The organism is Actinomadura meyerae (assembly GCF_900188445.1).
GTDB lineage: Bacteria > Actinomycetota > Actinomycetes > Streptosporangiales > Streptosporangiaceae > Spirillospora > Spirillospora meyerae.
On the sequence record NZ_FZOR01000013.1, the window covers coordinates 37,035 to 55,801 of the forward strand.

Sequence of the window (18,767 nt, forward strand, 5' to 3'; positions counted from 1 at the left end):
CGGATCGGCCCGATCGCCCCGCATCACCGGCCCGCCGGCGCTCCCGGCACCCCCACCGCCACACCCTCGTCCACGTCCGGCCGCGCCTCCGCAACCGGCTCCTCCCGCGCCGGGCCGCCCCGGCGCCGCCGCACGAAACGCACCCCCTCCACCACACCCGTCACCGACAGCGCCAACCCCAGACCCACCGCCACACCCTTGACCGGATCGTCCTCGAACGCCGCCCCGCCGACATACCCCAGCAACGTCCCGTACAGCGCCCACGACACCGCCGCCAACGCCGCGAACCCCGAGAACCACCGCAACCGGTACCCCACCGCACCCATCGTCAGCGTCACCGCCGTCCGGCCACCCGGCACATACCGCGCCACCACCAGGATCAACCCGCCCCGCTCGGCCATCGTCCGCCGCGCCCACCCGAACGCACCATGCCGCCGCGTCCCCGGCCGCAGCCCCCGCACCAGCCGCCCACCCGCCCGCCGCCCCACCAGATACGACACGTGGTCGCCCACGAACGCACCGCACGCCGCCAGCACCACCACCGCCACCGGCTCCGGCCGCCCCGACGCCGCGTACACACCGGCCGTGATCACCAGACTCTCGCTCGGCACCACCGGGAAGAACCCGTCGACCACCGCGACCGCGAACAGCACCAGATAGAACCACGGCGACGTCACGGCCGTGTCCACCACACCAAGGATTCCGTCCATGCCCCGACGCTAGGAACCGCGCACCCCCCAGCGGATCCCGCCAACGGCCACGACCACCCCCGACTTACGGCAGGGGTCCCGCCCCGCGCCCTGCGAACGACGTACCACCCGATCCTCATCCCGAAGGACGACCCCCACCCCAGCACCCCACCCATCCGGCCCTCAGACGACGGCTGAAAACCACTCGCCTCCCACCGCACCCCTCCGGCACACTCCACGACCTGTGGGACACCTGCACATCTTCGACATGGACGGCACACTCCTGACCGGCACCACCGCCAACCTCGAGATCGCCCGCCACCTCGGCACCCTGCCCGAACTCCACGAACTCGAGGCCCGCTTCGCCGCCGGCACCCTCGACACGCACGGCTTCTCCATCGAGATCCACCGCCTCTGGCGCGACCTCACCCCCGCCGTCGTCGCCACCGCCTACACCGCCGCCACCTGGCTCACCGGCATCGCCGACGTCTGCGCCGACATCCGCGCCCGCGGCGAGCACTCCGCCGTCATCACCATGTCGCCCGACTTCTTCGCCCACCACCTCCTCGCCCTCGGCTTCGACGACGTCATCGCCTCCCGGTTCCCGCCCATGCCCTTCACCGGCACCCTCGACCCCGCCGGCATCCTCACCCCCGCCGACAAGGTCCGCATCACCGAGGAACTCCGCACCCGCCACGGACTCACCCCCGCCCAATGCACCGCCTACGGCGACTCCATGTCCGACGCGCCCCTGTTCCGCCACCTCACCAACACCGTCGCCGTCAACGCCGACCACCACCTCGCCGACATCGCCGCCCTCGACTACCGCGGCACCGACCTCACCGAGGCCTACACCCTCGCCCGCACCCTCTCCACCACCTGACCCCTCAGCACGTACCGAGGGCCCTCAGCCGCACCCGCCGGACGCCACCGCCCGCCACCGACGGCAACCCCCGTACCATCGGCACCGTGACTGACCGCGCACTGTTCGACCAGGTCGGCGAGATCGTCCGGGCATCCACCCCGCCCGGCCTCGGGCACCCGCACGTCCAGGTGCGCCACAACGGCGTCAAAGCGTGGTTCGGCGACCCCGAACCCCAGCGCGAGCACTACGAGGCACAGATCATCCCCGCCGAACTCGCCCCCGGCGCACGCACCCACGCCGTCGAGATCGGCTTCCACGCCGAGCACCGCGACGAACCCGCCAACGACGCCGCCCTCGCCCGCCTGCGCACCACCGAGCCCCACTGGCGCGCCGACCTCGGCGACGACCCCGCCACCGGCCCGTTCCTCGGCCGCGGCACCTGGCGCCGCATCTCCGAAACCTGGCCCGACCTCGACCTCGACGCCCCCGACCTCGCGTTCGAGATCGGCGTCCGGCTCGTCGACTACATCCGCGCCCTGGAACCCCACCGGCGGGTATGACCTCCACCGGAGGCACCGCCGGACCAGGGGAGGGGCCGATGCTCATCGGCACATCGGGCTGGCAGTACGCCGACTGGCGCGGCGTCCTGTACCCGCCCGGTCTCCCGCAGCGGCGCTGGCTGCGGCACTACGGCGACGTCTTCGCCACCGTGGAGAACAACAACGCCTTCTACCGCCTGCCGGGCCGCGAGACGTTCGAGCAGTGGCGGGGGAGCACCCCGCCCGGCTTCGTCATGGCGGTGAAGGCCAGCCGCTACCTCACCCACATGAAGCGCCTCACCGACCCCGCCGAACCCGTCGCGCGGCTCATGACCGCCGCCGCCGGGCTCGGCCCCAAGCTCGGACCGGTCCTGCTGCAACTCCCGCCCACCCTGCGCGCCGAACCGGACCGCCTCGCCGCCTGCCTGCGCTGCTTCCCCGCGGGCGTGCGCGTCGCGGTCGAGCCGCGCCACCCCACATGGTGGACGGACGAGACCCGCGCCGTCCTGGAGCGGCACGGCGCCGCCCTGTGCTGGACCGACCGCCTCGGCCGAGCCCAGACACCGCTGTGGCGGACCGCCGACTGGCTCTACTTGCGCTTCCACGAAGGCCCCGCCGAGCCCTGGCCGCACTACGACGACGAGACCCTGCGAGGCTGGGCGGACGAACTCGCCGCCACTGACGACGCCTACGTCTACTTCAACAACGACCCCGGCGGCGCGGCCGTCCGCAACGCACTGCGCTTCACCGAGCTCACCGCACACCCCGCGTGAACCCCCTCATCCCGGGACCGCGCCCGATCCCGCCCGGCCACGGCGATGCGCCCTACCGGACGATCAGCGCACCAGCGGGAGGAAGATCGTGTCGACGATCTCCTCCAGGACGTCATCCGGCACCGCTCGGTGGCCTCCTCGTCCACCTTGCTCTTCCTCGGCGGGATCTCCCTGTTCGGATCGATGATGCTGCTGCCCCTGTACCTGCAGCAGGTCCGCGGCGCGTCCCCACTCGGCGCCGGACTGCTGCTCATCCCTCAGGGAGTCGGAGCCCTCGCCGCCCGCGGCCTGGCAGGCAGGTACATGGACCGCATCGGCCCCCGCGCGGTGGCGTGCACGGCCTTCTCCCTCGTCACCGTCTCCACCGTGCCGTTCGCCTTCCTCACCGCCGACACCAGCGAGAACCTGCTCACGGCCGCGCTGCTCATCCGCGGCGTCGCCCTCACCGCCGCCGCCGTCCCACTCTGCCTGCTCCTGCCAGGCCCGCCCGAGCCGACGCCTTCCACCCACAGCAAAGAGCGCCGTCGCGGCCGCCATCACCCCGAGAGCAGCGCGGGGGAGAGGCTTCAGTGAAGCTCTGCCGAGGCGTCACCCGGCAACCCGGACCGGGTGGCCCGCAAGTGCGCCAGGACAGGGGAGATCCTGGCCAGATCACGCGCGGCCTGGGCGGCCACCTTGGTGTACAGGCTGGTCGTGGCGAGGTTCTTGTGGCCGAGGACCGCCTGCAGCTCGTTCAGGCCACCACCGTTGCGCAGCACCCCTACGGCGAAGGTGTGCCGGAAGACGTGGGCGAGCTCGCCGTCCGGGCGGGGGACACCCGCCCAGCGGAACCACAGGTCGACGCGGTATTCGATCATGCCCGAGGTGATGGGGGAGCCGTTCAGCGCGATGAACAGCGGATCGTCGGGGTCCACGCTCCCGAAGCGCCGCCCGCGGTCGGCGAGGTAGTCGTCGACGCCGTCGACCGCGATGTCGTCGATGGGGACGTTGCGGTCCGCGGCGCCCTTGCCGTGCAGCCGCAGCAGGCACCCGTTGACGTCCCGGACCAGGTCGGCGACCTTGAGCCCGCACACCTCGGCGGTGCGCGGGCCGGCTCCCGCGAAGACCGCCAGCAGCGCACGGTCCAGCAGCACCCACTGGCTCCACGCACCGGGCCGCGGCGTGGAGGCGGCGCGGACGACCTCGCCGAGCTGCTCGTCGGTCAGCGCGACCGGCAGCCGCTCCGGGATCTTCGGGACCTCCAGCTCGAGGGTGGGGTCGATCGGGAGACGCCCCGTCCTCACCAGCCAGCGGCATAGGCCGCGCATCGCGGAGATCCGCACTGCGCGCGTGCGGGCGCTGAGGCCGAGGCGGTGGAACGCCGCCGCGCACATCAGCAGCGACTCGGCGGTCAGATGCGCGGCCATCAGATGCTCGCGCGGGTCGGTGCCCTCGGGCACGGCGATCTCGTGGATGTCGGCGAGCTCGCGGGCCCAGCCGGCGAGCGCCTCGCGGTAGGTCTTCTCGGTGTTGTCGGCGATGCCGCGGCCCGCCCGTTTGGCATCGAGCCACCGGTCCTGCAGGAATGCGAGGTTCTCCGGCGTCCCATCGGCCTTTCCGGTTCCACCGTTGGACACGTCCACGCCCTTTCGTGCTTTTCCGGGATAATTCATATTATCCCGGAGAAATCGAGCGCTTGTCCAGGCCGCACTTCCCACACGATCAGGCGATGCTCCTTCGACGGCCCTTCGCCGAAGAAATCCGAACCACCCCGGCCAAGGGACCGCCGACCATCCGGCGACAGTTCCGCAGATCCCGCACAGGCCGGCCGCAGCCACAGCCTGAAGCCGCCGACCGGGACGCGCCGCCACAACGCCGCCGACGCCGCCGCCAACCCGCCGAACACAGTCGCCACCACAGCATCGCGGCCCTTTCCACCCGTCCTGGACAGATGGTCGATAATGCACATTATGTTAAGTAACCCCGGAAGGGCCATCGGCACCGCCCAGCTCCACGAACACACCGAAACGGCGGAAAACGTGGAGACCGGGACGGGCGGCGGGATGATCGTTAGATTGGCGAGGTCCGCATGAGGGTGTTTCCGGGCCCGGCGAGGTGATGGCAGCGTGGTTCCTGAGGGTTTCGTCCGTGCGCTGGACGCGTTCGAGGCGGTACTGGCGGCGGTGCCGGCGGACCAGTGGCTGTCGCCGTCGCCGTGCGAGGGCTGGGCGGCCGTCGATGTGGCGGGGCATGTCACCGCCGGGTTGCTGGTGATCGAACTGCGCGCGGCCGGGCGGCCGCTCCCCCAGGACGATCCGGACTGGCGGGAGGTCGCCGGCGCGGATCCGCCGGCGTCCTGGCGGGAGGTCCGCGCCAGGATGATGGCGGAACTGACCCCTGCGGCACTGGATCGGCGGGTGCCGCTGGCGATGGGCCTCGAGATGACGGTGCGCGAGTGGGTGGAGCAGTATCCGCTGGAGCTGCTGGTGCACACCTGGGATCTGGCGCGGGCGACCGGGCAGAGGGTGGTCCTCCCCCGGGATCTGGTGGAGGCGGCGCTGGAGACGGCTCGGGCGATGGCGCCTCAGGGGCGTGAGGCGGGGATGGTGGGCGCCGAGGTCGCCGTGGGCGCCGACGCCGATGCGCAGGCGCGGCTGCTGGCGGTGTTCGGCCGCGATCCCGCCGCCTGACCCGCCCCTCCCCTGCCCCGGTGTGATCGGGGGTGCGTGGGGGCGGGTGCGGCGGTTAGGGTGCGGGTATGCGCCGACGACATTGATCTTCACCTGAGGCGGGGCTCGCGCGGAGGCTGTACGTCTACGCGTTCCTCGAGGATTTCGTTCTGCTGTACCCGGTGTACGCGGTGCTGTTCGCCGATGCCGGGTTGTCCCCCGCTGAGATCTCGTCGTTGTTCGCCGTGTGGTCGGCGACGGCGTTCGCCTTGGAGTTGCCGTCCGGTCTGTGGGCGGACGTGTTCTCCCGCCGGTCGCTGCTGGTGACCGCTCCCCTGCTGGCCGGTGCGGGTTTCGTGCTGTGGTCGTTCTTTCCGTCGTTTCCGGTGTTCGCCGCGGGTTTCGTGCTGTGGGGTGCGGGGTCGGCGCTGCGTTCGGGGACGATGCAGGCGCTGGTGTACGAGGAGTTGGAGCGGGTCGGCGCGGCGGGCGCGTACGCGCGTGTGGTGGGGCGGTCGGAGGCGGTGTCGCTGCTTGCGGTGGTGGCCGCGTCGGCGGTGGCGTCGCCGGTGCTGGCGGTGGGCGGTTACCGGGCGCTGGGGGTGGCGAGCGCGGTGGTGTGCGCGGGGTGCGCGGTGGCGGGGTGGTTCATGCCTGAGGTGAGGCGGGTGTCGGCCGCGGACGGTGATGGGCCGTCGTTGGGGTCGGTGGTGCGGGACGGGTGGGTGCAGGTGCGGAGGGAGCCGGCGGTGCGGTGGGCGCTGGTGCTGGTGGTGGTGCTGGAGGGGGTGACGGCGCTGGATGAGTATGTGCCGCTGGTGGTGCGGTCGACGGGGGTGGCTGCGGCGTCGGTGCCGTTGCTGGTGCTGGTGGTGACGGTGGGTGATGCGGTGGGCGGGTGGTTGGCGGGGCGGGGTGTGCGGTGGCTGGCGCCGGTGCTGGTGGTGGGTGCGGTGTGCCTGGCCGCGGGGTCGTTGAGCGGGCGTGCGGGGGGTCTGGTGCTGGTGGCGGTGGGCTTCGGGGTGTTCCGGTGGGCGATGGCTGCGGCGGATGCGCGGTTGCAGGAGCGGATCGGGGACGGGGCGCGGGCGACGGTGACGTCGGTGGCGGGGTTCGGTGCGGAGACGGTGGCGGTGCTGGTGTTCGCGGGGTGGGCGCTGGGGTCGCGGTGGGCGGGCGCCGGGGTGCTGATGGGTGCGGCGGCGGTGCCTTACGCGGTGGTGGCCCTCGTGCTGGTGGTGGGGGCGCGGCGGCGGCGTGTACATCGGGAGATGTAGGCGGGGCGGGGCGGCTACGCCAAAGGCGCATTGCGGTTCCGCGCTCGCGGACGATTCGCCGGTGGGGTGTGAGGGCCGAGGATCGGGGGGTCGTTGCGGGGCGATCCTTGGGAGTGTCGATGGGTGACGCGCTGTTGCTGGCGCGGGTGCAGTTCGCGTTGACGGCGGGGACGCATTTCCTGTTCGTGGCGCTGACGCTGGGTCTGGCGACGCTGGTGGCGTTGACGCAGACGCGGGCGACGGTGTCGGGCAGTGCGGTGCATGCGCGGATGGTGCGGTTCTGGGGCCAGTTGTACGTGGTGAACTACGCGGTGGGCATCGTGACGGGGCTGGTGATGGAGTTCCAGTTCGGGTTGAACTGGTCGGGTCTGTCGCGGGTGTCGGGGAGCGTGTTCGGGGCGCCGCTGGCGCTGGAGACGATCGTCGCGTTCTTCGTGGAGTCGACGTTCCTGGGGTTGTGGATTTTCGGGTGGGATCGGTTGAACCGGTGGGTGCATCTGGCGCTGATCTGGGTGGTGACGCTGACGGCGTACCTGTCGGCGTACTTCGTGCTGGTGGCGAACGGGTGGCTGCAGCGTCCGGTGGGGTTCGAGGTGGTGGACGGGACGGCGCGGCTGACCGATGCGGGGGCGCTGCTGGCGAATCCGACGGCGCTGCTGGCGTTCTCGCATGTGGTGTTCGGGGGGTTGCTGACGGCGGGGTTCTTCATGGCAGGGGTGAGCGGTTTCCATCTGCTGCGGCGGACGGCGGAGGTGGAGTTCTTCCGGCGGTCGATGCGGATCGGGCTGCTGACGGTGATCCTGTCGGTGATCCCGGTGGTGGTCGTCGGGGGGATGCAGTACGCGTACGTCCAGCCGACGAAGAGGGGTGGGTCGGAGGCGGACGCGGCGGTGGCGGATTTCACGGCGCGGTTCGGGCCGGGCGACTACCTGGCGCCGGGGGTGGCGAAGGTCGGTGAGGGCCTGATGACGACGATGTGGCTGCTGATGCTGTTCGTGGCGTTGGTGGCGCTGGTGAAGTTGCCGTTCGGGCGGTGGCTGGTGCGGGGCCGGGTGTTCCATGTGCTGATGATCGTGGCGGTGCCGCTGCCGTATGTGGCGATGCTGTCGGGGTGGGTGTTCCGTGAGGTGGGCCGGCAGCCGTGGATGGTCTACGGGGTGCTGAAGACCGAGGACGCGTTGTCGCCGGGGGTGGGTTCGGGGGCGGTCGCGGTGTCGTTCGCGGCGTTCTCGGTGCTGTTCGCGGTGCTGTTCGGGGTGAACGCGTGGTTGCTGGCGCGGTTCGCGCGGCGGGGGCCGGGCGGGGCGGGGCTGGGGGCCGCTCCCCCGGCGGAGCCGCCGGTTCCGGTGCTGAGCCCGACGTTCTGACGTGCGGCGTCGGGTTGGTGCGGCGTCCTGTTCGTGTGACGTTTCGACTGGAGTCTGATCATGGATTCTCTCGCGGTGCTGTTGCTGGCGGTGTTCGCCGGCGGGTATCTGGTGCTGGCCGGTGCGGATGTCGGGGTGGGGATGCTGCTGCCCTGGCTGGGGCGGGACGAGCGGGAGCGGCGGTTGGTGATCGCGTCGTTCGCGCCGTTCTTCCTGGGGAACGAGGTGTGGCTGGTGGCGGCGGTGGGGCTGGTCGCTGGGGCGTTCCCGGGGTTGGAGCACCGGCTGCTGGAGGAGCTGTATCCGCTGGTCGTGGTGTTGCTGGTCGGCTGGGTGGTGCGGGACATGGGGCTGTGGCTGCGGGGCCGTGTGGATGCGGCGGGGTGGCGGCGGCTGTGGGACGGCGCGATCGTGGCGGGCAGTTGGGCGCTGGCGCTGGCGTGGGGGTCGGTGCTGGGTTCGGTGGTGGCGGGCGGGGGGTTGAACGCCGGGAGTGTGCTGGGGTTGCCGCTGGCGGTGCTGTTCGCGTGGCATGGTGCGGGGTTCGCGCGGTGGCGGCTGCCGGTGGGGTTGGCGGCGCGTGCGGCGCGGGTGCCGTCGCGGTACGGGTTGTCGGTGCTGGTGATGGCGGGTGCGCCGGTGGTGGCGGGTGTGGAGGTTTCGTGGTCGGAGGTGGTGGCCTCGGGTGGTGGGCTGACGTTGACGGTGGTGGGGACGGCGGTGGTGCTGCCGTTGCTGCTGGTGTCGCAGGCGTTGGTGTGGTGGACGTTCCGGGGGCGGGTCGAGGCCCCGTCGTATCTGTAGGCGGTGGGGGTGAAGGCTGTCGAGCGGCGTCTGCTGGGGTTGCTGCCCCGGCGGGTGGTGGTGCTGCTGGGTGTGCTGGCGGTGGGGCAGGGTGTCCTGCTGGTGGTGCAGGCGGAGCTGCTGGTGCGGGCGGTGGCGGGCCTGGAGGTGGGGCCGCTGCCGTGGCTGGCGGGCGCGGTCGCGGGGCGGGCGGTGCTGGCGTGGGTGGTGGCGCTGGTGGCGGGCCGGGCGGCGGCGCGGGTGAAGCGCGATTTGCGGGCGGGGTTGCTGGGTGTCCCGGCGGGTGATGCGGGGGCGCGGGTGACGTTGCTGACGCGGGGCCTGGACGCGGTGGATCCGTTCTTCACCGGGTATGTGCCGCAGTTGCTCGCGGCGTGCGTGGTGCCGCCGCTGGTGCTGGTGCGGCTGTTCTCGGTGGATTGGGCGTCGGCGCTGGTGGTGGCGGTGACGTTGCCGCTGGTTCCGGTGTTCGGGGCTTTGGTGGGGATGCGGACGGCGGCGCTGACGGGGCGGCAGTGGGGGCTGCTGCAGCGGCTGGGCGGGCATTTCCGGGACGTGGTGGCGGGGTTGGGGACGCTGCGGGCGTTCGGGCGGACGGCGCATCAGTCGGTGGTGGTGCGGGAGCTGGCGGGTGAGCATCGGCGGGCGACGGTGCGGGCGCTGCGGGTGGCGTTCTTGTCGTCGCTGGTGCTGGAGCTGGTGTGTGCGTTGTCGGTGGCGCTGGTGGCGGTGCCGGTGGGGTTGCGTCTGCTGGACGGGCGGATGGTGCTGGCGTCGGGGCTGCTGGTGCTGGTGCTGACGCCGGAGGTGTATGCGCCGTTGCGTGGGCTGGGGCAGCGTTTCCATGCCAGTGCGGAGGGGGTGGCCGCGGCGGAGGCGGTGTTCGGGGCGCTGGATGTGCCCGCTCCCCCGCCGCCGGGGCGGGTCGCCGCGGGGAGCGGGGCGGCCTCGGGGGGTGGTGTGCCGGAGATCGTGCTGGAGGAGGTGACGGTGCGGTATCCGGGGTCGGCGGGGCCGGCGTTGGATCGGGTGTCGTTGCGGGTCGCGGCGGGTGAGCGGGTGGCGGTGACGGGTCCGTCGGGTGCGGGCAAGTCGACGCTGCTGCTGGTGCTGGCGGGGCTGGTGGTCCCGGAGTCGGGGCGGGTGCTGGTGGACGGGGTGGATCTGGCGGAGCTGGACGTGGCGGCGTGGCGGGCGCGGCTGGGGTGGGTTCCGCAGCGTCCGCACCTGTTCGCGGCGTCGGTGGCCGACAACATTCGGCTGGGCGCTCCCGAGGCGGGTGACGCGCGGGTGCGGGAGGCGGCGCGGGCGGCGGCCGCGGATTTCGTGGACGAGCTGCCGGAGGGGCTGGCGACGGTGCTGGGTGAGGGCGGTGCGGGGGTGTCGGCGGGGCAGCGGCAGCGGCTGGCGGTGGCGCGGGCGTTCCTGTCGGGCGGGCCGGTGATGCTGCTGGACGAGCCGACGGCGCGGCTGGATCTGCACAGTGAGCGGGTTCTGGTGGAGGCGGCGGGGCGGTTGCTGGCGGGGCGGACGGCGGTGGTGGTGGCGCATCGTCCGGCGTTGCTGGGGCTGGTGGACCGGGTGGTGCGGCTGGAGGGCGGCCGGGTCGTGGCAGCGGCGCGGAGCGAGGAGGCGGCGTGAAGGCGATCGGAGTGAAGGCAACCGGGGTGGAGGCGCCGGGCGGGATGCGGGGTGTGTGGGGTGCGGTGCGTCCGCACGCGCTGCGTCTGGCGGCGGCGGGCCTGGCGGGTGCGGCGGCGGAGCTGTGCGGGCTGGGGCTGGTCGCGGCGGCGGCGTGGCTGATCGCGCGGGCGGCGCAGCGGCCGGAGCTGGCGGCGCTGTCTTTGGCGATCGTGGCGGTGCGGGGGTTCGCGCTGGCGAAGGGGTCGCTGCGGTATGTGGAGCGGCTGGCGGGTCATGACGCGGCGCTGCGGGCGATGGCGGAGTTGCGGGGCCGGGTGTTCGATGCGCTGGCGGGGTCGTCGGCGGCGGTGCGGGGGCGGTTGCGGGACGGTGATGCGCTGACGCGGATGGTGTCGGATGTGGAGGCGGTGCAGGATCTGCTGCTGCGGTGCGTGCTGCCGGCGTTCGCGGCGGTGGTGTGCGGCGGCGCGGGTGTGGTGGTGTGCGCGGCGGTGGACGTGCGGGCCGGTCTGGTGGTGGGGGCCGGTGTGCTGGTGGCGGGTGTGGTGCTGCCGGTGGTGGCGGCGGTGGCGGGCGGCCGGGCCGCGGCGCGGGTCGCGGCGGAGCGTGAGGCGCTGGCGGTGGCGTCGCTGGACGTGCTGGAGGGGGCGGCGGATCTGGCGGTGTTCGGTGCGTCGGACCGGTTCGCGGCGCGTGCTTCGCGGGCGGCGGGGCGGCTGGAGCGTGCGGAGCGGTCGGGTGTTCGGGTGGCGGCCGGGGTGGCCGCGGCGGGTTTCGCGGTGCAGGGTGCGGTGGTGGCCGCCGCGGTGTGGGCGGGCCTGGGTGCGGGGGTGGACGAGGTCGGTGCGGCGGTGCTGGCGTTGACGGCGCTGGTGGCGGTGGAGTCGGTGCTGCCGCTGGCGGGGGCGGCGCAGCGGCTGCGGGAGGTGTGGCCGGGGGCGCGGCGGGTCGGTGCGGTGCTGGCGGTTCCGGCGGAGCTGGCGGTGTCGCGTCCGGTGGCGGTGCCGCGGGGTCCGCTGGAGGTGGAGCTGCTGGGGGTGCGGGTCCGCTATGGCGGGAGTGTCGCGTTGGAGGGGGTCGATCTGCGGGTGGAGCGCGGCCGGCGGGTCGCGGTCGTCGGCGCGAGCGGTGCGGGCAAGAGCACGCTGCTGGCGGCGGTGGCCGGTGAGGTGCCGGCGGTGTCGGGCGCGGTGCTGCTGGGCGGGCGGGCGTTGGCCCGGTACGCGCCCGGGGATGTGCGGGCGGCGGTGCGTGGGCTGGCGCAGGACGCGCACGTGTTCGCCGGGACGGTGCGTGCGAACTTGCTGCTGGCGCGTCCGGACGCGGGTGAGGCCGAGCTCGCGGCGGCGGCGGCGCGGGCGCGGTTCGCCGAGGTGGTGGAGGAGCTGCCGGAGGGGTGGGAGACGGTGGTGGGTGCGGGCGGTCGGGGCCTGTCGGGCGGGCAGCGGCAGCGGCTGCTGCTGGCGCGGGCGCTGCTGGCCGATCCGCCGGTGCTGGTGCTGGACGAGCCGGCGGAGGCGCTGGATCCGGTGGCGGCGGACGCGCTGACGCGGGATCTGCTGGAGGCGCCGGGCGGGGGGACGCTGCTGCTGGTGACGCACCGGCTGGCGGCGCTGGGTGCGGCGGACGAGGTGGTCGTGCTGGATCGGGGCCGGGTGGTGCAGCGGGGGCGGCATGAGGAGCTGGTGGCGGTGCCGGGTGCGTACCGGGACCTGTGGGAGGCGGAGCTGCTGGAGGCGTGAGGCGTGGCCGGTGTGAGGGCGTGGCGGCCGGGGGCGGCCGGGTGGCCGGGGGTGTTCAGGTGAGGGTTTTGAGGGTGCGGCCGAGGGTGGCGATGCCGTCGGTGATGGCGGTGGGGGTGGCGGTGGGGGTGGCGGTGGGGGTGGCGGCGGCGTAGCCGAGGACGAGGCCGGGTGGGCCGGGGCGCTGGGTGTGCCAGGACAGGGGCTGCGCCTTGACTCCCTGGCGGAGGGCGGCCGCGGCCAGGGCGGTGTCGTCGATGCGGTGACGGGAGGCGGGCAGGGTGATGGTGAGGTGAAGTCCGGCGGCGGCGCCGTGGACGGTGGCGCCGGGCAGGTGGGCGCGGATCGCGTCGATCATGGTGTCGCGGCGGTGGCGGTGGCGGCGCCGCAGGGGCCGCAGGGCGCGTTCCAGGGCGCCGGTGGTGATGAGTTCGGCGAGGACGAGCTGGGGCAGGGCGGCGTTGCCGAGGTCGGCGAAGCGTTTCTCGGCGATGACGGCGTCCAGGTGGGCGGGGGGCGGCAGGAGCCAGCCGGTGCGCAGGGCCGGGGCCAGGAGTTTGGAGACGCTGCCGGCGTAGAAGACGCGGTCGGTGAGCAGGGAGCGCAGGGCGGGGACGGGCGGGCGGTCGTAGCGGTGCTCGGCGTCGTAGTCGTCCTCGATGATCAGTCCGCCGGCGGCGGCCCAGTCCAGGAGGTCGCGGCGGCGGTGGCCGGACAGGACGGCGCCGGTCGGGAACTGGTGGGCGGGGGTGAGCAGGACGGCGGGGGCGGCGGTGGCGCGCAGGCGGTCGACGCGGGCGCCGTCGGCGTCGACGGGGATGGGCGGGGTGGCGATGCCGCCGTGGGCCAGGTGCTGGCGGGCGCCGAGGGAGCCGGGGTCCTCGACGGCGACGGTGCCGATGCCGGCGGCGGTGAGGACGCGGGCGATGAGGCCGAGGGCCTGGGCGGTGCCGGCGGTGATGACGATGGCGGCCGGGTCGGCGCGGATGCCGCGGTTGCGGGCCAGCCAGCCCGCGACGGCGGCGCGCAGGGCGGGGGTGCCGCGGGGGTCGCCGTAGCCGAGGCCGGAGGCGGGCAGGTCGCGCAGGACGGTGCGTTCGGCGCGCTGCCAGGCGGCGCGGGGGAAGGCCGACAGGTCGGGGACGCCGGGGGTGAGGTCGATGCGGGTGGGGGCGGTGCGCAGGGCGTCGAAGGCGTCGGCGCCGGGCGGGCCGTGGAAGGGGGCGGCGGGCGGCGGGCCGCCGGGGGGCGGTTGCGCGGCGGGCGGGGTGAGGGGTGCGGCGACGACGACGGTGCCGGCGCGGCCGCGTCCGGTGATGTGGCCTTCGTCGGTGAGGCGCTGGTAGGCGTCGGTGACGACGCCGCGGGAGACGCGCAGGTCGGCGGCGAGGGTGCGGGTCGGCGGGAGGCGGCTGCCGACGGGCAGGCGGCCGTCGGCGATGGCGTCGCGGAGGCGGCGGGCGAGCCAGTCCGCCAGGCCGCCGGGCGGGGCGTCGGCGGGGTCGAGCTGCAGGAAGTCGGACCCGCGGGTTATGGCCCGGTCTGTTTCGTCGTGATTGGACCTGTGCACCGGGCCATTGTGGCCTCCAGGGTGGTGCCCATGGAGACCGCGACGACGGCGAGGGACGGGGACGGTGCGCCCGCGGGGGCGGCCGCCGGGTACGTGCACGGGTATTCGGTGCGGGAGGCGCGGCGGCTCGGGGACCAGGCCGACGCGCTGGCCGAGCTGCTGCACGGCGGGACGTCCTACCCGGCGGGCAGTCGGGTGCTGGAGGTCGGCTGCGGGGTCGGCGCGCAGACGGTGCATCTGGTGGCCCGCTCCCCCGGCGCGCACGTGACCGCGGTGGACGTGTCGGCGGCGTCGCTGGCGCGGGCCCGTGCCCGGGTCGCGGCCGAGCGTCCGGGCGCGCGGGTGGCGTGGTGCCGGGCCGACCTGTACGACCTGCCGTTCGGCGCCGGCGCGTTGGACCACGTGTTCGTCTGCTTCGTGCTGGAGCACCTGCCCGATCCGGTGGGCGCGCTGGCGGGGCTGCGGCGGGTGCTGCGTCCGGGCGGGACGGTGACGGTGGTGGAGGGCGACCACGGGTCGGCGTTCCTGCATCCCGACAGCGCCCACGCCCGCGCGGTGATCGCGCATCAGGTGGCGCTGCAGGCCGCGGCGGGCGGGGACGCGCTGATCGGGCGGCGGCTGCGTCCGCTGCTGGCGGCGGCCGGGTACGCGGGGGTGGCGGCCGGCCCCCGCACGGTGTACACCGACCGGGACCGGCCGGGTCTGGCGGAGGCGTTCACGCGCGACACCTTCACCGCGATGATGGCGTCGGTGCGGGACGAGGCGGTCGCGGCGGGGCTGGCCACGCCGGCGGACTGGGACCGCGGTGTCGCCGACCTGCTGCGGGCCGCCGGTCCGGACGGGACGTTCCACTACACGTTCTTCAAGGCGACCGCGGTGAACCCCGGTTAGGGCCCCGGCGGTCCCGGCCGGGGTCAGTCGGGCAGGAGGGGGCCGAGGGGGCCCAGGTCGAGGTTGAGGTCGTGGTCGTCCAGGCCGAAGTGGTCCTTGAGGCGGGTCATGGCCTCCTCGAGCCGCATCAGCGCGAGCCCGAGGTCCTCGATCTGCCCGTCGGTGAGGTCGCCGCCCTCGGCGCGGCGCAGCGCCTGGCGTTCCATGAGCTGGCGGATCAGCTCGACCAGGGTGAGGACGAGCTTGACCAGGTCCCGCTCGACCGTCTCGGGGTCGGACCGCAGCCGCTGCATCGTCCGGGACGAGCGCTCCCGCAGGTCCCGCTCCCGTGCGGGGGCCGCCCGCACCGGGCCGGTTTCGGCGGCGGGGCCGCCGAGGAGGTCGTCGGTGAAGGGGGCGCCGGGGGCGGGGTCGTGGACCGCGACCTCCCCCGTCACCGGCTCCCGCCGCCGGTCTTCGCGGCGGCCGCCGTGGTCATGACCGTGGTCGTGGTCGTGGTCGTGGTGGGGGGTGTGCTCGGTCACTGGCGCTCCTCCTCGGGCAGCAGCTCGTCGCGGACGGTGGTGATCAGCGCCCGCAGCGACACCTGCACCAGGTCGACCCCCGCGATGGAGATCACCAGGTCGCCGGTGATGACGACGCCGCCGGCCAGGAGCCGGTCGAGCAGGTCCACCAGCGCGATCCGCTCCAGCGGGGCGTCGCCGCCGTGGTCCAGGACGGCCGTCACGCGTCCCCCGGCTCCGTCCGGGAGGGCGCCGCGGGCGCGGCGGCCTCGATGAAGGAGTACGGCGGCCAGGGCCCGGTGACCTCCACCTCGATGCCCGGCAGCCGGTCCCCCGCCGCGCGCGCCACCGCCAGGAACCCCTGCGCCTGCTCCTCGTCCAGCAGGTAGGCGGCGTTGAGGATCTGGGTGCCGGTGCGGCCCGACAGGCGCGGGTCCTGCGGCGGGTGGTGCCGGGACGCCACGGCGTGGTCGGCGAGTTCGGCGTGCACGGCGGCGGCCTGCTCGGCGGCCCGCCGGCCCGCGTCGGCGCGGCGGCGCCGCTCCCGCTGCCGGCGCATCAGGTATGCCTTCCCCGCCCCCGCGGAGGGGGCGGCGCCCGCGGCGGGCTGGGGGCCGGTGAGGGACTCGGCCGTGGGCTCGAGCCCCCCACCGGGGTCGGTGCCGCCGCCCCGGCCGTCGGTGCCCTGGCCGTCGGCGTCGTCGCCGGCGCGCATGGCCTCGGGGTCGGCGTAGGCCTTCACGCCCCACTCCGACCGTCCGGAGACCAGGTCGAGGATCTCGGCGAACCGCTCGCCCTGTGCGGCGAGCACCTCGGCGACGCGGTCGTCGTCGCGGTAGATCGTCGCGATCCGCACCGGGGCGGTCGGGGCGGTTCGGGCGGCCAGGTCCACCACGTCGTGGTGGGCGCGCGCGGTGGCCTCCAGCCATGCCAGGTCCTCCAGGTTGGCGCGCAGGGCGGCCTCGCCGTACTCGGCGAGCGCGACGGTGCTGACCAGCGCGGTCAGCCCGGCCGCGGCGATGCCGCGCACGGGCGCGCCGCCCACCCCGGCGGCGCCGCCGAGCGCCGCCGGGTCCAGGCCGCGCGCCACCCCGTACAGGTAGACGGCGCTGTCGCCGCCGGCCCCGCCGGCGGTGGCGGTGGCTTGGGTGCGGGTGGTGCCGGTCATGATGTGGACTCCTTCCCCGAGGCCGGGCGGGCAGCGTCGCGCTCGCCGCCGTCGGCGGCCGACGCGCCGTTCCCGCCGGCGGCGCCCGCCTCCAGCGCGGCGAGGCGTTCGCGCAGCCGCCGGTTCTCCGCGGCCAGCTCGTCGCGGTCGCCGGCGTCGACCGCGTCGTCGCGGCGGGCCTTGGACGACAGCGACGGGTCGTGCTCCCACCAGTCGATGCCCATCTCCTTGGCCCGGTCCACCGACGCCACCAGCAGCCGCAGCTTGATGGTCAGCAGCTCGATGTCGAGCAGGTTCACCCGCACGTCCCCGACGATCACGATCCCCTTGTCGAGGATGCGCTCCAGCAGGTCCGCCAGGTTGGCCGAGGTCCGCTCACCGGCCATCGACCGTGCCGGGGACCGGGCGCCGGTCCAGGAGATCTCACTCACGTCGCGTTCAGTCCCTCTCCACTCGTCCGCGGGGGTAGCGGCGGGCGCGGCGGTAGCCGACCAGCTCGCCGTCCGCGTCCACCTCGGTGTCGTAGGCCGCGAGGATGTCGGCCGAATCGGGGATGCGGCGGGTCTCCACCACCTCGACCAGGACGCGCCAGCCGCCGTCCCCGGCGCGCTCGATCCCCACCACGGTCTCGGCGGCGCGGCCGGTCATCGCGGTGACGTGCTCGACCGCGCGTTTGGCGGCCTCGGACGCGGACAGCATCGCGGCCTCCCCGTCAGCCCGGCCGGTAGCCGCGGGCGCGGCCCTCGTTGAGCCGGCGGATGAGCTCGTCCTCGCGGGCCGCGGCCTCCTCGTCGGTGATCTCGCCGGCGGCGGCCTCGTCGGCGACCTGCTGCATCTCCGCGGCGATCCGCGCCGGGTCGTACAGCTGCGCCTCGGCCTGCTCGGTGAGGGTCTCGGCCAGCCACATCACGCCCCGCACGGGCGCGAGCGGCAGCGTCACCAAGCCGGTGAACATTCCCATCTCGCTCATGCCTCCGGGACGAAGTCGTAGGGCGGCAGCGGCCCGATCAGCCGGATCCGGATCCGGTCGCCGTGCTCGCCGGCGAGCTCCTCCACGGCCTGCTCGAACGCCTCCCGGCGGTCGGTGCGGACCAGGAACGAGACGTCCAGGACGTCCTCCTCGCGGGCGGGCGTCTTGCGGGCGAACGCCTCGGCCGCGGCCGCGGCGCGGTCCAGCAGGACCTGCCCGTCGCGGTCGCGGCGCCGCTCCATGGCCTGCGCGATCAGCTCGCCGAGCCGGATGCGGTCGTAGTAGACGGCGTCGGCGGCGTCCGCGGGGACCTCGCGCAGCCGCTGCGACAGCTCGGCGATCTCCGGTTCGGCCGCGATGATCTCGCCGAGGACCTCGTCCTGGACGTAGGTGGCCTTCAGGCGCAGCTCGACCCGGCCCTCCAGGCCGTCCAGGACCTGCGCGAAGCGGTCGGAGTTGCCGGCCAGCAGCTCCTTCTCCACGGCCTCGCGGTCGGCCAGCGCGGCGCCGAACCGGAACGGCAGCACCGTGGTGCCGGCCTCCACCAGGGTGTTGAGGACCTTCTGGTGGGCGACCAGGTCGGCGCGCTCGCCGAGCGCGCGGCCGGTGGGCAGGTCGCTGACGGCCGCGGCGCAGGCGCCGCCGTCGGTGACCAGCGTCACCGGCGCGTCGTCCAGGCCGGTCAGGCCGTCGGGCAGCTGCGCGTCCGCGCGGGTCACTCCGTAGACGTACTGCGGGGCGGCGGCGCCGCCGGGGGTCTGCGGCGTGGTCATTCGTCCTCGTCCTCCTTCTTGCGCGAGCGGCGGCGCGCGGGCTGCCGCTCCTCGTCGGAGTCCTCGGAGTCGTCGGAGTCGCCGCCGCCGAAGGTCTCCTTCAGCCGCTCCTGGGCGCCTTCCAGCGCGCCGCGGGTCTTCTTCTTGGCGCCCGACTCCTGCATGCCGCCGACGAACTCCGGCAGCCCCTGGGAGGTGCCGTCGTGGGCGATGTCGAGCCGGTTGACCGCCTCGGCGAAGCGCAGGTAGGTGTCGACGCTGGCGACGACGATCCGCACGTCGATGGTCAAGATCTCGATCCCGACCAGCGACACCCGCGCGTACAGGTCGATGACCAGGCCCTTTTCCAGGATCAGGTCGACGACGTCGGCGAGGCTGCTGCCGGATCCGCCGCGCTGGACTTGGCTGGCGCCCGAAGTCTGCTGGGCGATGGGCCCAGTCATGTCATCTCCTCTGCTCGGGGGTTTTGCGTGCTGTTGGGGTTAGGCATGGCCCCCGGTGTACCCACACCGACCTGTCTAAACGGGCGGTCTGATTTCGGTCG

General features: G+C 74.3%; 22 protein-coding genes and 1 pseudogene. 11 read left to right on the top strand and 12 right to left on the bottom strand.

Going from position 1 to position 18,767, the window contains the following annotated elements:
• Positions 1-23: 23 nt before the first annotated feature.
• The gene (locus tag CHF16_RS41855) at positions 24-710 is read right to left on the bottom strand and encodes a DedA family protein (RefSeq protein ID WP_089326730.1); all 687 of its coding nucleotides are present in this window, start codon (positions 708-710) and stop codon (positions 24-26) included.
• Positions 711-933: 223 nt separating this feature from the next.
• On the opposite strand from CHF16_RS41855, the gene CHF16_RS15465 reads away from it, so the two are divergent.
• The 4 genes from CHF16_RS15465 (at position 934) to CHF16_RS15480 (ending at position 3,439) form a co-directional block, all read left to right on the top strand.
• On the top strand, positions 934-1,572 hold the full coding sequence (locus CHF16_RS15465; protein WP_089326731.1) for an HAD family hydrolase: 639 nt from the start codon (positions 934-936) through the stop codon (positions 1,570-1,572).
• A gap of 86 nt (positions 1,573-1,658) precedes the next feature.
• Positions 1,659-2,114 carry a hypothetical protein gene (locus tag CHF16_RS15470; RefSeq protein WP_089326732.1) on the top strand — a complete coding sequence of 152 codons (456 nt, stop codon included), beginning with the start codon at positions 1,659-1,661 and terminating at the stop codon, positions 2,112-2,114.
• Between the two features lie 38 nt (positions 2,115-2,152).
• The gene (locus CHF16_RS15475; RefSeq protein WP_218826681.1) at positions 2,153-2,866 is read left to right on the top strand and encodes a DUF72 domain-containing protein; all 714 of its coding nucleotides are present in this window, start codon (positions 2,153-2,155) and stop codon (positions 2,864-2,866) included.
• Between the two features lie 45 nt (positions 2,867-2,911).
• Complete coding sequence (locus CHF16_RS15480; protein ID WP_218826682.1) at positions 2,912-3,439, top strand: MFS transporter; 528 nt, start codon at positions 2,912-2,914, stop codon at positions 3,437-3,439.
• On the opposite strand, the gene CHF16_RS15485 is transcribed toward CHF16_RS15480, so the two are convergent.
• On the bottom strand, positions 3,433-4,482 hold the full coding sequence (locus tag CHF16_RS15485) for a tyrosine-type recombinase/integrase (RefSeq protein WP_179271541.1): 1,050 nt from the start codon (positions 4,480-4,482) through the stop codon (positions 3,433-3,435). The genes CHF16_RS15480 and CHF16_RS15485 overlap by 7 nt on opposite strands.
• A 32-nt stretch (positions 4,483-4,514) precedes the next feature.
• Positions 4,515-4,814 carry a hypothetical protein gene (locus tag CHF16_RS39475; RefSeq protein WP_143227996.1) on the bottom strand — a complete coding sequence of 100 codons (300 nt, stop codon included), beginning with the start codon at positions 4,812-4,814 and terminating at the stop codon, positions 4,515-4,517.
• A gap of 157 nt (positions 4,815-4,971) precedes the next feature.
• Here CHF16_RS39475 and CHF16_RS15490 point away from each other — a divergent pair, with 157 nt between their 5' ends.
• From CHF16_RS15490 to cydC, 6 genes are all read left to right on the top strand, one after another.
• The gene (locus tag CHF16_RS15490; protein ID WP_089326735.1) at positions 4,972-5,535 is read left to right on the top strand and encodes a TIGR03086 family metal-binding protein; all 564 of its coding nucleotides are present in this window, start codon (positions 4,972-4,974) and stop codon (positions 5,533-5,535) included.
• 116 nt (positions 5,536-5,651) lie between these two features.
• A complete protein-coding gene (locus CHF16_RS15495; protein ID WP_425427494.1) occupies positions 5,652-6,791 on the top strand; it encodes an MFS transporter in 1,140 nt (379 codons plus the stop codon).
• A 119-nt stretch (positions 6,792-6,910) separates the two neighbouring features.
• On the top strand, positions 6,911-8,158 hold the full coding sequence (locus CHF16_RS15500) for a cytochrome ubiquinol oxidase subunit I (RefSeq protein ID WP_089326855.1): 1,248 nt from the start codon (positions 6,911-6,913) through the stop codon (positions 8,156-8,158).
• Between the two features lie 60 nt (positions 8,159-8,218).
• Positions 8,219-8,962 carry a cytochrome d ubiquinol oxidase subunit II gene (locus tag CHF16_RS15505; RefSeq protein WP_089326737.1) on the top strand — a complete coding sequence of 248 codons (744 nt, stop codon included), beginning with the start codon at positions 8,219-8,221 and terminating at the stop codon, positions 8,960-8,962.
• Between the two features lie 81 nt (positions 8,963-9,043).
• Entirely contained in the window at positions 9,044-10,603 is a 1,560-nt protein-coding gene (gene cydD / locus CHF16_RS15510; RefSeq protein WP_245868546.1) for a thiol reductant ABC exporter subunit CydD, read from the top strand.
• Positions 10,600-12,348, top strand: a complete 1,749-nt coding sequence (gene cydC, locus CHF16_RS15515; protein ID WP_245868552.1) for a thiol reductant ABC exporter subunit CydC — start codon at positions 10,600-10,602, stop codon at positions 12,346-12,348. Before cydD ends, cydC begins: the two co-directional genes overlap by 4 nt.
• 55 nt (positions 12,349-12,403) lie before the next feature.
• On the opposite strand, the gene pdxR is transcribed toward cydC, so the two are convergent.
• On the bottom strand, positions 12,404-13,918 hold the full coding sequence (gene pdxR / locus CHF16_RS15520) for a MocR-like pyridoxine biosynthesis transcription factor PdxR (RefSeq protein ID WP_089326738.1): 1,515 nt from the start codon (positions 13,916-13,918) through the stop codon (positions 12,404-12,406).
• A gap of 30 nt (positions 13,919-13,948) precedes the next feature.
• On the opposite strand from pdxR, the gene CHF16_RS41400 reads away from it, so the two are divergent.
• Positions 13,949-14,809: a class I SAM-dependent methyltransferase gene (locus CHF16_RS41400; protein ID WP_089326739.1), complete on the top strand. Its 861-nt coding sequence runs from the start codon at positions 13,949-13,951 to the stop codon at positions 14,807-14,809.
• A 23-nt stretch (positions 14,810-14,832) separates the two neighbouring features.
• Here CHF16_RS41400 and CHF16_RS41405 read toward each other — a convergent pair whose 3' ends face one another.
• From CHF16_RS41405 to gvpJ, 8 genes and pseudogenes are all read right to left on the bottom strand, one after another.
• Positions 14,833-15,333, bottom strand: coding sequence for a gas vesicle protein K (locus CHF16_RS41405; protein ID WP_245868554.1), 501 nt, complete (start codon positions 15,331-15,333; stop codon positions 14,833-14,835).
• The gene (locus CHF16_RS15535; RefSeq protein ID WP_089326740.1) at positions 15,330-15,536 is read right to left on the bottom strand and encodes a gas vesicle protein; all 207 of its coding nucleotides are present in this window, start codon (positions 15,534-15,536) and stop codon (positions 15,330-15,332) included. The genes CHF16_RS41405 and CHF16_RS15535 overlap by 4 nt, the downstream gene beginning before the upstream one ends.
• Complete coding sequence (locus tag CHF16_RS15540) at positions 15,533-16,480, bottom strand: GvpL/GvpF family gas vesicle protein (protein WP_089326741.1); 948 nt, start codon at positions 16,478-16,480, stop codon at positions 15,533-15,535. Before CHF16_RS15540 ends, CHF16_RS15535 begins: the two co-directional genes overlap by 4 nt.
• Positions 16,477-16,866: a gas vesicle protein gene (locus CHF16_RS15545; RefSeq protein ID WP_089326859.1), complete on the bottom strand. Its 390-nt coding sequence runs from the start codon at positions 16,864-16,866 to the stop codon at positions 16,477-16,479. Before CHF16_RS15545 ends, CHF16_RS15540 begins: the two co-directional genes overlap by 4 nt.
• Positions 16,867-16,918: 52 nt before the next feature.
• Positions 16,919-17,182, bottom strand: a pseudogene (gvpO, locus tag CHF16_RS15550) (gas vesicle protein GvpO); the annotation flags it as partial.
• A gap of 10 nt (positions 17,183-17,192) precedes the next feature.
• Positions 17,193-17,450, bottom strand: coding sequence for a gas vesicle protein GvpG (locus CHF16_RS15555; RefSeq protein WP_218826685.1), 258 nt, complete (start codon positions 17,448-17,450; stop codon positions 17,193-17,195).
• Positions 17,447-18,223 (bottom strand): GvpL/GvpF family gas vesicle protein, encoded by a 777-nt coding sequence (locus CHF16_RS15560; protein WP_089326743.1) that lies wholly within the window; start codon positions 18,221-18,223, stop codon positions 17,447-17,449. Before CHF16_RS15560 ends, CHF16_RS15555 begins: the two co-directional genes overlap by 4 nt.
• On the bottom strand, positions 18,220-18,666 hold the full coding sequence (gene gvpJ, locus CHF16_RS15565; RefSeq protein WP_089326744.1) for a gas vesicle protein GvpJ: 447 nt from the start codon (positions 18,664-18,666) through the stop codon (positions 18,220-18,222). The genes CHF16_RS15560 and gvpJ overlap by 4 nt, the downstream gene beginning before the upstream one ends.
• Between the last annotated feature and the right edge of the window lie 101 nt (positions 18,667-18,767).

Coding starts and splice junctions, on each gene's coding strand:
- CHF16_RS41400 (WP_089326739.1), top strand. CDS start 13,949: ATGGAGACCGCGACGACGGCGAGGGACGGGGACGGTGCGCCCGCGGGG.
- CHF16_RS39475 (WP_143227996.1), bottom strand. CDS start 4,814: ATGTGCATTATCGACCATCTGTCCAGGACGGGTGGAAAGGGCCGCGAT.
- CHF16_RS15505 (WP_089326737.1), top strand. CDS start 8,219: ATGGATTCTCTCGCGGTGCTGTTGCTGGCGGTGTTCGCCGGCGGGTAT.
- CHF16_RS41855 (WP_089326730.1), bottom strand. CDS start 710: ATGGACGGAATCCTTGGTGTGGTGGACACGGCCGTGACGTCGCCGTGG.
- CHF16_RS15475 (WP_218826681.1), top strand. CDS start 2,153: ATGCTCATCGGCACATCGGGCTGGCAGTACGCCGACTGGCGCGGCGTC.
- CHF16_RS15500 (WP_089326855.1), top strand. CDS start 6,911: ATGGGTGACGCGCTGTTGCTGGCGCGGGTGCAGTTCGCGTTGACGGCG.
- CHF16_RS15545 (WP_089326859.1), bottom strand. CDS start 16,866: ATGGCCGGTGAGCGGACCTCGGCCAACCTGGCGGACCTGCTGGAGCGC.
- CHF16_RS15560 (WP_089326743.1), bottom strand. CDS start 18,223: ATGACCACGCCGCAGACCCCCGGCGGCGCCGCCGCCCCGCAGTACGTC.
- CHF16_RS15480 (WP_218826682.1), top strand. CDS start 2,912: ATGCGCCCTACCGGACGATCAGCGCACCAGCGGGAGGAAGATCGTGTC.
- gvpJ (WP_089326744.1), bottom strand. CDS start 18,666: ATGACTGGGCCCATCGCCCAGCAGACTTCGGGCGCCAGCCAAGTCCAG.
- CHF16_RS15555 (WP_218826685.1), bottom strand. CDS start 17,450: ATGAGCGAGATGGGAATGTTCACCGGCTTGGTGACGCTGCCGCTCGCG.
- CHF16_RS15540 (WP_089326741.1), bottom strand. CDS start 16,480: ATGACCGGCACCACCCGCACCCAAGCCACCGCCACCGCCGGCGGGGCC.